Source organism: Microbacterium sp. MPKO10 (assembly GCF_026107415.2).
Taxonomy (GTDB): domain Bacteria; phylum Actinomycetota; class Actinomycetes; order Actinomycetales; family Microbacteriaceae; genus Paramicrobacterium.
In genome coordinates this window covers 55521-68156 of the sequence record NZ_JAPCHX010000005.1, presented here as the reverse complement: position 1 = coordinate 68156, position 12636 = coordinate 55521, and the positions used below count along the sequence as shown (strand labels likewise).

The 12636-nt window shown below is 62.6% G+C and carries 12 protein-coding genes and 3 tRNA genes; 8 read left to right on the top strand and 7 right to left on the bottom strand.

What is annotated here, in order from left to right; all coding sequences use genetic code 11:
- The first annotated feature begins 11 nt into the window (after window positions 1–11).
- Window positions 12–563, top strand: a complete 552-nt coding sequence (gene rfbC / locus OK352_RS11370; RefSeq protein ID WP_265141599.1) for a dTDP-4-dehydrorhamnose 3,5-epimerase — start codon at window positions 12–14, stop codon at window positions 561–563.
- A 19-nt stretch (window positions 564–582) separates the two neighbouring features.
- Here rfbC and OK352_RS11365 read toward each other — a convergent pair whose 3' ends face one another.
- Both OK352_RS11365 and OK352_RS11360 read right to left on the bottom strand, forming a co-directional pair.
- Complete coding sequence (locus OK352_RS11365) at window positions 583–1743, bottom strand: class I SAM-dependent methyltransferase (protein WP_265141598.1); 1161 nt, start codon at window positions 1741–1743, stop codon at window positions 583–585.
- A 178-nt stretch (window positions 1744–1921) separates the two neighbouring features.
- Entirely contained in the window at window positions 1922–2641 is a 720-nt protein-coding gene (locus OK352_RS11360) for a winged helix-turn-helix transcriptional regulator (protein ID WP_265141597.1), read from the bottom strand.
- 87 nt (window positions 2642–2728) lie between these two features.
- Between OK352_RS11360 and OK352_RS11355 the strand changes: the two genes are divergently transcribed.
- Together OK352_RS11355 and OK352_RS11350 are read left to right on the top strand one after the other, a co-directional pair.
- A complete protein-coding gene (locus OK352_RS11355) occupies window positions 2729–3403 on the top strand; it encodes a maleylpyruvate isomerase family mycothiol-dependent enzyme (protein WP_306387795.1) in 675 nt (224 codons plus the stop codon).
- Entirely contained in the window at window positions 3393–3686 is a 294-nt protein-coding gene (locus tag OK352_RS11350; RefSeq protein WP_265141596.1) for a DUF1905 domain-containing protein, read from the top strand. The genes OK352_RS11355 and OK352_RS11350 overlap by 11 nt, the downstream gene beginning before the upstream one ends.
- Window positions 3687–3788: 102 nt before the next feature.
- Here OK352_RS11350 and OK352_RS11345 read toward each other — a convergent pair whose 3' ends face one another.
- The gene (locus OK352_RS11345; protein WP_265141595.1) at window positions 3789–5414 is read right to left on the bottom strand and encodes an FAD-dependent monooxygenase; all 1626 of its coding nucleotides are present in this window, start codon (window positions 5412–5414) and stop codon (window positions 3789–3791) included.
- 114 nt (window positions 5415–5528) lie between these two features.
- Here OK352_RS11345 and OK352_RS11340 point away from each other — a divergent pair, with 114 nt between their 5' ends.
- Window positions 5529–6146: a TetR/AcrR family transcriptional regulator gene (locus OK352_RS11340; RefSeq protein WP_265141594.1), complete on the top strand. Its 618-nt coding sequence runs from the start codon at window positions 5529–5531 to the stop codon at window positions 6144–6146.
- Between the two features lie 155 nt (window positions 6147–6301).
- Here OK352_RS11340 and OK352_RS11335 read toward each other — a convergent pair.
- From OK352_RS11335 to OK352_RS11325, 3 genes are all read right to left on the bottom strand, one after another.
- Window positions 6302–6374: transfer RNA gene (locus tag OK352_RS11335), tRNA-Phe, on the bottom strand.
- A gap of 63 nt (window positions 6375–6437) precedes the next feature.
- Window positions 6438–6511, bottom strand: a tRNA-Asp gene (locus tag OK352_RS11330).
- A 48-nt stretch (window positions 6512–6559) separates the two neighbouring features.
- Window positions 6560–6632, bottom strand: a tRNA-Glu gene (locus OK352_RS11325).
- 348 nt (window positions 6633–6980) lie between these two features.
- Here OK352_RS11325 and OK352_RS11320 point away from each other — a divergent pair.
- Entirely contained in the window at window positions 6981–8240 is a 1260-nt protein-coding gene (locus tag OK352_RS11320) for a M23 family metallopeptidase (protein ID WP_265141593.1), read from the top strand.
- Between the two features lie 74 nt (window positions 8241–8314).
- Here OK352_RS11320 and OK352_RS11315 read toward each other — a convergent pair whose 3' ends face one another.
- Window positions 8315–8809 carry an inorganic diphosphatase gene (locus tag OK352_RS11315; RefSeq protein WP_265141592.1) on the bottom strand — a complete coding sequence of 165 codons (495 nt, stop codon included), beginning with the start codon at window positions 8807–8809 and terminating at the stop codon, window positions 8315–8317.
- A gap of 62 nt (window positions 8810–8871) precedes the next feature.
- On the opposite strand from OK352_RS11315, the gene tilS reads away from it, so the two are divergent.
- From tilS to ftsH, 3 genes are all read left to right on the top strand, one after another.
- On the top strand, window positions 8872–9897 hold the full coding sequence (gene tilS, locus OK352_RS11310) for a tRNA lysidine(34) synthetase TilS (RefSeq protein ID WP_265141591.1): 1026 nt from the start codon (window positions 8872–8874) through the stop codon (window positions 9895–9897).
- A gap of 9 nt (window positions 9898–9906) precedes the next feature.
- Complete coding sequence (gene hpt, locus OK352_RS11305) at window positions 9907–10464, top strand: hypoxanthine phosphoribosyltransferase (RefSeq protein ID WP_265141590.1); 558 nt, start codon at window positions 9907–9909, stop codon at window positions 10462–10464.
- A gap of 135 nt (window positions 10465–10599) precedes the next feature.
- Window positions 10600–12636, top strand: a complete 2037-nt coding sequence (gene ftsH / locus OK352_RS11300; protein WP_265141589.1) for an ATP-dependent zinc metalloprotease FtsH — start codon at window positions 10600–10602, stop codon at window positions 12634–12636.

The following is a 12636-nucleotide window of genomic DNA, read 5'->3' as shown; positions in this document are numbered from 1 at the left end:
AGAAGGGCATCATGAAGATCATTCCCACGGATATTGAGGGACTCGTCGTTTTCGAGCCGACGGTCCATCGAGACGAGCGAGGCTACTTCACGCGCATCCTCGACGTGTCCATTCTTGCCGATGCGGGCATCGATCCGGCGAGCTTCAAGCAGGAGAACCAGTCTCGCTCATATCAAGGGGTGGTTCGCGGACTGCACGGGCGCATGAACAAGGGGGAGGCAAAGCTCGTGAGGTGTGCGCACGGAGCCGTGCTCGACATTGCCATTGACGCTCGCCCTGGCTCGCCGACGTTCGGAGAAGTACGCACGTTTCTTCTCGACGACCAGGTGAACCGACAAGTGTACATTCCACGGGGATTTCTCCACGGGTATCAGGCGCTTACATCGGACACCGACTTCTGCTATCGCATCGACGACTTTTACGGCCCCGACGAGGACATCACGATCTCATTTGATGACCCTGACCTTGCGGTTGTCTGGCCGGCTCCGATCACGATCGTGAGTGAGCGTGATCGGCACGGAATCTCATGGCACGACTACAAAAAACGGGTCGGTGCTGAGTAGCCGCCGTGCAGGTCTCTTCTCAGAATGGGTCAACCTCTGTGGGTACCGGGTCGACGACGACCCATCGCCCGCCGCTCTTCTCGATGCCCGGCATCGCCGCACGAACTTCCGGAAGCAGGTCGGAAATGAAGAGCAGCACGCGGTCGGGGCCCGAAGCGACAAGATCGTCGGGCGAGACGATGGGGATGCGAGATCCGGGCATCGCGCGGCCGTGCTTGGCCTCAGAGGCATCCGCAATCATCGTGACGTCGTCTGCAGTCACAGCGGCTGACGACAGGAGCGCCGCGGTTCGGGACGCGGCACCATACCCCGCAACAGAGAGACCCTCTCGGGCTGCCTGATCAAGGTAACCCCGGATGGCGGCCACCGACTCGACAAGTGAGGTCTGCAGTGACGCGGTGAGACGATCGGGGTCGAGAACGCCGAGCGCGGTCTCTTCGACGATCAGCTCCGTCACCGATGCGGCCTGGGCGTTGCCATGGTGTCCACTCGGCTTAGCAAAGGCGAGCATGGTCGTGCCGTTGTTGTAAAGGGAGTACGACCAGGCTCCAATGGCGACCAAGCCGATCTCCTCCGCCATGCGTACGAGAGCGGGCGTCGTGTAATAGGCGAAATGGCCGTTCTTGAGGGCATTCCACATGCCCTCACGCACGATCGCTGATGCATTGTGAATCATGAAGAGAAGGACCCCGTCGTCTGCGAGGTGTCTGAGTCGCTCGGTAAACGCTGCTTTTTGATCCGCCGCGTGCATCATGCCGTGGACGTCGATGATGAGATCAGCTTCGCCGTCTGTGACCTCGGTCAGTTCGAATGGCTCGAGCTGGGGCCGCCACGAGCCGCCGTGCGGGCTGGGGTAGTGAAGCACGCGAGAGTGTGGGCGTATCAGCCCTGCCGAGATGGCATCGGCGACGCACAGATCTGCTTGGCGTACGAGTGCGGCGGGCTCGACTCCCATGACCTCCTCTGGTGTCGTCGGATCCTCTTCGAGCTGCAGGAGGCCGCTTGTTGGGCTGAACACCATGCGCATGCGGTATCGCGGGTCGGGAGCGTCGTCTGTGGGGTGCGGGAAGAGATCGGATGCCGGTTGTTCACCGAGGTCGAGCACGATCGTTCCGTCGGCATCACCGGACCAACGATCACGCCAGGTGGGATGTGGCTTGAGAGGCTCGAGGGAGGGCATGGTGGGGGCTCCGTACTGTGAGGTTGGGATGCTTCACAGCCTAATGAGGGCGCCGTCCGCTGTCGCTTCCCCCATTGTGGTGACGTGAGCATTGCTCAACTTATCAATGAGGGAGAAATGGATAGTGCAAAAGAGGCGTGGGCGAGGCCGAGTCGACCGTTGTTGCCAGCCGGTAGCTTCAGCCGTTGCCCACCATGGAGCGGGATGAGGGCGCTTCGGGTGCTGCTTCTAGGCGCGTCGCCCGGATCAGCGCCTCGATTGCAGCATCCGAGCCCGTTGCCGTCGCATCCGCTTGGTCGTCAAGGGAGACGCCACCGAGGATGCAGGCTTTCCAGCTCGCGGTCGTGGCGACAACCTCGGCGTCTACAGGGCCCGGCGACGGAGCCTTCTCGATTGTGGTGAGCTCGGGCGTCACGGATGCAACGTAAGAGACCGGTTCTGCGTTTGGCAGCCGGGAGTCTGTGAGGCGGAGATTGATGCGAGCGGGCTGGGTGAGTTCGACGTCACCGCGAGCATGCGCGCGCATGGCGAGCACCAGAGTGTCGGGACTCATATCGGCATCCCATGGCAGGTCTGGCGAGGCGACCGCCCACAGCGAGAGCGCGGCATTGACTGCCTCGAGACGCGAGCCCCACTCGGTGAGCTCATAGACATCGACACGGGCAGGAGCCGGGAGTGTGTGGCGCTCAACGATTCCCCGCGATTCGAGGTCGCGGAGGCGCTGTGACAGCACGGTCGGGCTGATGCCGAGGACGTCACGCTGGAGGTCTGCGAACCTCTTCGGCCCCAGAAGAAGCTCGCGGACGACAATCAAGGTCCATCGTTCGCCGATGAGATCGAGAGCGTGAGCGGCAGCACATCCGTCGTTGTAGGAGCTGTAGGAGCGTCGTGAAGCCATGTCCCCATCGTACCTCGCAACTACTTGACAGATAGTAATCACTACTAATACTGTATCTTTAACTTTGATAAAGCAAGGAAAGTGGGAATGATGGGTCTGTCGTGGGCAGACGTGTGGAAGCTTGTACACGATGAGCGTCAGCGGCTCGTCGACGACCTTCAATCGCTCGACGGCTCATTGTGGGAAACTCCGTCGTTGTGTCGGGGGTGGGCGGTTCACGATGTCGTGGCTCATCTGCTTGACTCTGCCGAAACGGGCAGGGCTGCATTCGTCGTAAGCATGCTGCGGGCGCGAGGTGACTTTCATCGCGCCAATCAGAACGGCGTGGACAAGGTCAAGCGTGATGATCCACGCCAGACACTCGAGGCTTTTCGACAGGTTCAGGAATTGAGGAGAACCCCACCCGCGCACCGCGCGACCCGCCTTGTTGAGGCAATCGTGCATGGCGAAGATATCCGCCGACCGTTGGGTCTGACAGGCAGCTATCCTCGGATCGGGGTGCATGACGCTCTCGCCTATCAGATCCGCACGTCTGTCAAATTCGATGGGGGCCGCGAACGAGCCGACCAGTTTCGTCTGACTGATACCGACAGCGGAGTGAGCTGGGGCGACGGGCCGGAGGTGACAGGCAGGGCAGTGGATCTGCTTCTCGTGGTTTCTGGCCGCCGCGTTAATCCAGATCTTCTGGGCGGGCCAGGTGCCCAACGGATGCTGCAGGGCGCTCGCGGCCTTGACGCGAAGGGATCTGCTGATGACGCGTGACGGGAAGACGCCCGAGGAGTCCGAGACGATCATTGGAGAGTTTGCCCTGACAATCGTCGCGGACCCAAACAGCGGCTGGGCCTGCGTGCAGGTGCCCGACTCCGCCGCGCTCCTCGGAACAGGAAAGGCGGTTCGCGTGGCTGCGCGTGTGAATGATCAGCCGTACGAGGCAACCATGCTGCCGATTGGCGGCGGAGTCCATATGCTTCCGCTCCGCGCGCCGTTCCGACGCCGGCTGGGTGTCGAGCTTGGCGACAGCGTCGATCTGGTTCTCGTGCGATGAGCGGGGGCTCACCGGCTGACGGTTCGGCGGTCGTCGCGGCCGAACTGTGGGAGCACGCTGATCGTTCGCGGGACGTCAAAGGACGTTCACGGTGTGGCGCGCTTAAGGCACGGCGAGACGAGTCTCATGGACGGGCAGGGCCGTTGCCCTGATTGCCTCGGAGAGCGCCGTAGTCCGGTTTGCCGGGGTGGATACGGAACGCCAGGCGATATAGCCGTCAGGCCGAACCAGCGACGCACCGCCTTGCTCGAGACCATACGCGGAGCGGAACGATTCGGGCTCGTGGGGTACTACCGCAGTGCCAACGTGGACGAACGCGATCGGGGTCGCGAGAGCGTCCGCGACCTCTGAGGCGGCGTCGTCCCAGGCATCATCGTCGGCCAGGAGCGTCCACCCCCTTCCGAACAGATCAAGCGTGGAGATGTCCGCTCCATTCGCTCGAAGCCACAGGTGTGGCGCACGAGTGCCAGGCTGGCCCGCCCATTGAGCGGGAAGCTGCGCGTCTGGCAAATCGTCTTGCGTATCGGCTCGGTCCGCTGCATGAGCCCCAACGGTCGCCGCGGTGCTCGCCGCCGATCGGTAGAGCTGACCGAGCTCGATCGCAGAGTCGTCAAGTACAGCAACGTCGGACTTCGGCGTCGTCAGGTATGCCTTATAGTCGGCGCGCGCAAAGAGCTGGTCATGCCGAAGGTCGGCAATGGGGCGCCGCTCAGCGTCATATGTGTCCAAAAGTTGCGGCCTCGATCGACCCGCGAGAACCTCAGCCAGCTTCCACGCCACATTGTGTGCGTCGTCAATGCCCGTGTTCGCACCGAATCCACCGCGGTTGGGTGGGAGCTGGTGCGCCGCATCTCCCGCAAGGAACACCCTGCCCGATGAGAAGCCGTCAGCAATCGCGGCGGCGAGCTCCCACCGGCCCGTTGTGATCAATTCGATCGGAACATCAGTGCGGCCGATCGCGCGCTGAACCGCGGCAATCTGCTCGTCTTCATCACGCTCGATGTCATCGCTGAGCATGAGCACCCATCTGCCATCGGAGTAAGTCGTGAGGAACGCTTGGAAGTCGGGCTGTTCGATTTCGAACTGGACGACACCCTGATCGAGGTACTCGTCGAGCGGTGCACGAAACAGGATGCTGCGCTGAACGGAGAGCTGACCGTGACCGTGTCTGCCGATCCCCGATGCTTCCCTGATGGGGCTGTCTGCCCCGTCTGCAGCCACGACGTATTGGGCGCTCAGTTGATAGTCGTGTCCATCGTCGCGGCGACGCAGTGTTGCCGTCACGCCGTCGGCATCTTGGTCGAGACCGAGCAGCTCTGTGCCGAGCCGCAGGTCCGCTCCCAGCGCAACGGCCCGGGCGCGCAGGACCGGTTCGAGGTGATCCTGAGTGATGGCTTTTGCGCTGACGGGCGATGACTCTGCGCCGTATGAGCCACCGCCGCCGGGCGACCACGGGTATTCCTCGAGCCACTCGCCGGCCAGACTTGTCACCCGCGCTCGGCGCGGAGGCTTAGAGAGCTGTAGCGAGGGTGGTACCTCTATTCCAACTTGGCGGAAGTGTTCGATTGTGCGAGTGGTGAAGCCAATGGCGCGCGGGTGGGGCGAGCTGGCCCTGTGCTTGTCAACGACCACGACGTGCACGCCGTGCCAGGCGAGAAAGACGGCGGCAGAGAGGCCGACGAGGCTGCCGCCCACGATCAACACCGGCGTTCTGTCGGTTGTCGTCATCAGAATCCTCCATGTACGAGTTCAGGGTGCATGCTTCTCACAAAAACACAAGTCACTAAAAAACACAAGTCAATAAAGAAAATGAATGACTTAGGATATTGATATGCTGGGTTCATGACTGATGAGCCACTGGGGCGCCGCGAACGCAAAAAACTGCAGACTCGGCGTGCGCTCGCCGAGGCAGCGTTGAGCCTGTTTCTGGAGAAGGGTTACGACCAGGTCAGCGTCAAAGAGATCGCGGATGCGGTGGATATCTCTGTGCCGACGGTGTTCTCGCACGTTCCTGATGGGAAGGAAGCGTTGATGTTCGATGACGGAGTTGAGCGTCTCGAAGGTCTGCTTGCGGCTGTTCACGACCGCCCCGCTGGCCAGTCCGTCATGGGTGCACTGCGAGACTTCATGGGGAGTCGGGGTCCTTTCATGACAAACCCATCCCCAGGATTTCGGCGGCGTACAGAACTGATCTTGGCCACACCCGCCCTGCGCGACTTCACACGCATTCTCTGGGTGCGATGCGAGGCTCCGCTGGCCGAGGCGATCGCGGCAGAACTGGGCCGTGCGCCCCGTGATCCGGCTATCCGTGCGCTGGCGAGGTTTGTGTTGGAGATCCCGGAGATCGTGAGTGACGAAGACGATCCGCGGGCCGCGCTCGACGCCATTTTCGATGTGCTGGAACGCGGCGCCCATCAGATTGTCGATCCGTCCGCCGTCGGGGCGGCCGCTGGCTCGTGATTGTCGCTGATGACCCGTTTGGGTCGGTCTGATCCGGCCCCCGTCAGGTCAGGTAGCCCAATATCGTGCAGCGTCCGGCACACGAAGTGTGAGCGCCGTGAGCGATCGCGGATCAGAAACAAGAAAACCCCCGGCGGCCCAGGGGTTTGATCTTGTGGCTCCGACCGGCGTCGATCCGGTGACCTTTCGATTTTCAGTCGAACGCTCTACCAACTGAGCTACAGAGCCAATGCGACAAAAATGTCGCATTTAGGGAGAAAAACCCCTCCTTTCGAAGGGGTTTTCCACCAGCGACCCTGACCGGACTTGAACCGGCGACCTCCGCCGTGACAGGGCGGCGCGCTAACCAACTGCGCCACAGGGCCAAACTTGTTTCTCGCTTTTCAATTGTAGAGCACGTTCAGCAGTGCTCGTGACCCCAACGGGATTCGAACCCGTGCTACCGCCGTGAAAGGGCGGCGTCCTAGGCCGCTAAACGATGGGGCCCAAAACTACCCCGAAGAGTTGCTTTGACTACCGACGTAAAAGCATATGAGGAACCTCGCAGATACACAAATTTCACGTGTGCCCGGGCGCGCCGATCTTGCGACGAGCCCAGAATGTCTCCCGAAATGGGGCCGGCGACGGTTAGATTTCGTCTGTGTCGTGCGGCTAGACGCTTGATTTCCCGCGCGGTGTGATGGATTCTTGAGAATAGTGTTAACACTGTGACGATTGTTATAAATGTGAAAAGGCCGGTGCACTGAGATGTCGAAGCGAGAGCGCGAGCCCCGCGTGGGCATTTTTTCGCGCTCCCTGAACGGCGATAGTCGATCAGGGACGACGCGGCGCCAAGTGATCTCAATCGGAGTTTTCGGTTTTGTCAGCGCCGTCGCCGGTGTTGCTGGTGTGGCGCCGGCCTGGGCCGATAAGTACCCGAGCTGGGACGACGTTAAGAAGGCCAAGCAGAATCAGTCGGCGAAAGCCGAAGAGATCAAGAAGATCAAGAACTTGATCGCGTCGCTTGAGCAGCGCGTCGCGGATACGAAAGCGGCAGAAGAAGCCGCGGGCCAAAAGCTTTACGATGCCGGAATCGCACTCACTGAGGCAACAGCTCGCGCAGAGCAGCTGCAGCAGCAAGCAGACGACAAAGAAGCTGAAGCAGACGAGGCCGTCACGAAAGCCGGTCAGCTCGCTGCGGAGCTCTACCGTTCAGGAGGCGACAACGCTAGTCTCGGCCTGATCTTCGACGCGACAGCATCCGGAACCGACGATCTTCTCGCCGCGCTGGGCAGCATGACCAAGCTCGTCGAGCACAACCAGTCGATTTACCAGAGTGCGCTGACCGCAAAGAACACGGCGCAATCGCTCAGCGACCAGGCGGTCGTTGCACGCGACGAGCGTGATCGCCTGAAGAAGGAAGCCGAAGAGGCCTACGAGGCAGCACAGGCAGCTGCCGAAGCAGCCAGGAACGCGTTGGCTGAGCAAGAGTCCAAGGAAGAAACGCTCGAAGCACAGCTTGAGGCTCTGCAGGATAAAACGTCTAAAACGATTGAAGAGTACAAAAAGGGCGTCGAAGCGCGGCGTAAGGCGGCCGAAGCTGCCCGCAAAGCTCGCGAGGCTGCCGCGGCAAAGGCTGCAAAAGAGGCAGCCAAAAATAACGGCGGCGGTGGCGGCAGCTCCAGCGGCGGTGGCGGCGGAGGCGGCGGCGGTGGAGGAGGAGGCTCCTCCACGGGATGGCGCTGGCCGTGCAGCGGCGGGTACATCACGTCTCCATTTGGGTGGCGGACCCACCCGATCTCGGGCACACGCAAGTTCCACGAAGGAATCGACATCTCTGGAAGCTTCGGTGAGGCGATTTGGGCTGCGAGGGGCGGCACGATCAGCTATGCCGGCTGGTACGGGGGCTACGGCAACTACGTTCTCATTGATCACGGCGGGGGAATGTTTACCGGATATGGCCACATGAGTTCGATCTACCGCTGGAGTGGCTGGGTGAACGCTGGCACCGCTATTGGGGCGATGGGGAGCACAGGGAGCTCCACGGGCGTCCACGTTCACTTCGAAGTGCGCAACGGGCGGTGGAACCCGGTTAATCCGCTCAACTACGTCTAAGCCGGACAGCATCCGACAGAGAAGTGCCCCCGCAGAATACTCTGCGGGGGCACTTCTCTGTCTGGGAGGTTAGCTCAGTGGCTGCCCTCCGCGGCAAGCTTCGCCAGGCCGTCCTGAACGATGCGCTCGGCTTCCGCCACGTCGCCCCAGCCCTCGACTTTCACCCACTTGTTCGGCTCGAGGTCCTTATAGCGCATGAAGAAGTGCTCGATCTCGGCACGCTGCTGCTCGGGCACATCGGTGATGTCCTGAATGTGCTGCCAACGTGGGTCTTTGTGCTGCACGCACACGACCTTGGCATCCGAGCCGGCCTCGTCGCTCATATTGAGCACGCCGATCGGGCGCACCTTCACGCCGACACCGGGGAACAGTGGGTACTCCAGCAGCACGAGCGCGTCAACGGGGTCGCCGTCAAGACCGAGCGTGTTCTCGAAGTAGCCGTAGTCGACCGGATACACGAAGTTCGTGAAGAGAACCCGGTCAAGGTAGACGCGTCCGGTCTCATGATCGACTTCGTATTTGTTGCGGCTGCCCTTGGGGATCTCTACGACGACGTCGTACGCGGCCATGTGCTTTCTCCTTATGATCGTGTTGATCGAAAAACCTGAACTAACGTTACTTGATGCCCTCCATGACTTCCCACTTGCACTCTGCCCGGCGCCCGCGGCTCGACGCGGCGACCGCCGCGGTGCGGCTCGGCGTGCGGCGCAGCCTCGAGAACTGTGCAGACGGCAGCGCGGTGCTCGCCTGCGTGAGCGGTGGCGCTGATTCGATGGCGCTCGCGGCGGCGCTCGCCTTCGAGGCGTCGCCGCTCAGCATCCGGGTGCACTCGATCACTGTCGATCACGGATTGCAGACAGGCTCGGATGCTGTCGCCCACCGCACTGCCGACACGCTCACGAGCTGGGGCATCGACGCGCAGATCACGCGCGTTCACGTGACGGAGGGCGGCGGGCCGGAAGCCGCAGCTCGCGACGCGCGCTACCGGGCGATCGACGAGGAAGCGGAGCGCATTGGCGCGGACCTCGTGCTGCTCGGGCACACGCTCGATGACCAGGCGGAGACCGTGCTTCTCGGGCTCGCACGCGGTTCGGGCGCGGGAAGCCTGAAGGGAATGGCACCGCTAACCGGCCGCTACGCTCGGCCGCTGCTGGGCGTGCGGCGTGAGCAGACGCGTGCGTCGTGTGTGGCGCGGGGGATCGAGGTGTGGGATGACCCACAGAACGGGGATGCTGTCTTCACTCGCGTGCGTGTCAGAAACCGTGTGCTGCCGGTGCTTGAGCAGGAACTCGGGCCCGGCATCGCCGAGGCGCTGGCCCGCACTGCCGAGCAGTCGCGTGAAGACGAGGATGCCTTCGAGCAGATGATCGAGGAGTTCATCGAGGAGGTCTGCGAGCCGGCGGAGGCTGGCATCGCCGTCGAAGTGAGCGCACTCGAGCACAACCCGGCGGCGCTGCGCCATCGCCTGATCCGGTACATCGCGCACGCCGAGTTCGGGGCCTCGCTCTCGCGGAGCCACACGCTCGCGATCGCCGCGCTCGTCACCGACTGGCGCGGCCAGGGCCCGATCGATGTGCCTGGCATCGCGGTCAGCCGTACGGGCGGGCGAATCGTCTTCACAGCCGCCGGAAAGACGCCACCTCGGCAGGGCACGTAGACTCGATCCATGCACGCGAGTGAAATTGAGAGCGACCTCACGAAGATCCTCGTCACGGAAGAGCAGATCGACGCAAAGCTGGCGGAACTCGCCGCGCAGATCGACACAGATTACGCCGGGAAAGACTTGCTACTTGTCGGAGTTCTGAAGGGCGCTGTGATGGTCATGGCCGACCTGTCACGGCACCTCAGCCACAACGTTCAGATGGACTGGATGGCGGTGTCGAGCTACGGTGCCGGCACGAAATCGAGCGGTGTCGTGCAGATCCGCAAAGACCTCGACACCGACATGGCCGGGCGGCACGTGCTCATTGTCGAGGACATCATCGATTCCGGGCTCACCCTCTCGTGGCTGCTCGATAACTTCGCCTCACGCGGTGCCGCCTCCGTCAACGTATGCGCACTGCTGCGCAAGCCGGATGCTGCGAAGGTGACGATCGACTGCCAGTACGTGGGCTTCGACATCCCCAGTGATTTCGTCGTGGGCTACGGTCTCGACTTCGCCGAACGCTACCGCAACCTGAGGGATGTGGCGGTGCTCGCGCCGCACATCTACCGGGAGGATTGAACGACCTGAACACCCTGTACGCCCTCGGGGAACACCGAGGACGCGCACAGCAGCCGCACGTTACGCTAATGCCACGGGGCTGGTCTGCCCCGTCGAACTCACCGGAAAGGTGCTGAGCCTCTCGCTCCCACTCCCATGAACCTGAAGCGCATCTTCAAAGGCCCCATTCCCTACATCCTCATCGCCATTCTGGCCTTCTGGATCGGGTCGAGCCTGCTGAACCTCGGTGGATACAAAGAGATCTCAACCCAGCAGGGCCTCGAGCTCCTGAAGGGCGACACAGTCACTGAGGCCGTGATCACCCAGGGCGACAACCGCGTCGACCTCACCCTCAGCAAAGATGCGGGCGACAACGGGAAGATGGTGCAGTTCTACTTCATCGACGCTCGTGCCGACACCGTCGTGAAGACAGTCGACTCCGCAGCTCCGAAGAACGGGTTCAACGACGAGGTCCCGCAGGGCAACTGGTGGCTGTCCATGGCCAGCATCCTTCTGCCTCTTCTGCTCATCGGATTGTTCTTCTGGTTCATGCTCTCGAGCATGCAGGGCGGCGGCAGCAAGGTGATGCAGTTCGGCAAGTCCAAGGCGAAGATGGTGTCGAAGGAGTCGCCAAAGGTCACCTTCACCGACGTCGCCGGAGCCGAGGAGGCCATCGAAGAGCTCGAGGAGATCAAGGACTTCCTCAAGGATCCGGCCAAGTTCCAGGCCGTCGGTGCGCGCATTCCGAAGGGTGTGCTGCTGTATGGCCCACCCGGAACGGGTAAGACGCTGCTCGCCCGTGCCGTTGCGGGCGAAGCCGCCGTGCCGTTCTACTCGATCTCGGGTTCCGACTTCGTCGAGATGTTCGTCGGTGTCGGCGCAAGCCGTGTGCGCGACCTGTTCCAGCAGGCGAAAGAGAACTCACCGGCGATCATCTTCGTCGACGAGATCGACGCCGTCGGTCGGCACCGTGGCGCCGGCATGGGAGGCGGCCACGACGAGCGCGAGCAGACGCTGAACCAGCTGCTCGTCGAGATGGACGGCTTCGACCCCAAGACGAACGTCATCCTGATCGCGGCGACGAACCGTCCCGACATCCTCGACCCCGCCCTCCTGCGGCCCGGCCGTTTCGACCGTCAGATCGGCGTCGACGCACCCGACATGCAGGGGCGCCTGCAAATCCTCGAGGTGCACGGCCGCGGCAAGCCGCTCGCTGAAGGCGTCGACCTCGAGGTCGTCGCCCGCAAGACCCCCGGTTTCACCGGCGCGGACCTCGCGAACGTTCTCAACGAGGCAGCGCTGCTCACCGCGCGCTCCAACGCGCAGCTGATCGACAACCGGGCGCTCGACGAAGCCATCGACCGCGTCATTGCCGGCCCGCAGCGCCGCACACGCGTGATGAATGAGAAAGAGAAGCTCATCACCGCCTACCACGAGGGCGGCCACGCGCTCGCCGCCGCGGCGATGAACCACACCGACCCGGTGACGAAGATCACGATCCTTCCTCGCGGTCGCGCCCTCGGGTACACGATGGTGCTCCCCCTCGAAGACAAGTACTCAGTCACCCGCAATGAGCTCCTCGACCAGCTCACCTACGCGATGGGCGGCCGCGTCGCCGAGGAGATCGTGTTCCACGACCCCACGACCGGTGCGTCGAATGACATTGAGAAGGCGACGGGAATCGCCCGCAAGATGGTCACCGAGTACGGCATGACCATCGATGTCGGCCCCGTGAAGCTCGGTCAGGCGTCGGGGGAGATGTTCCTCGGCCGCGACATGGGCCACCAGCGCGACTACTCGGAAGAACTGGCGCAGCAGGTCGACAAGCAGGTGCGAGAGCTCATCGAACAGGCGCACAACGAGGCGTGGTCGGTGATCAACAACAACCGTGACGTTCTCGATTCCCTCGCCCGCGAGCTGCTCGAGAAAGAGACCCTCGACCACAACCAGCTGGCCGACATCTTCGCTCCCGTCCGCAAGCTGGATGAGCGCCCGGTGTGGCTCTCGAGCGAGGGTCGCCCGGTGAGCGATCTGCCGCCCGTTGAGATCCCCGCTTCCTCGCCCATCGAGCCGGACGTGACCGATGGCAACGTGACGTCTCAGGAGTCTCAGCCGACGGATGCTGCCGATGAGGCATCTGCTGACGCGACCGATTCCGACCCCAACCCGGGCACCAGCACGGCAAACGCATAG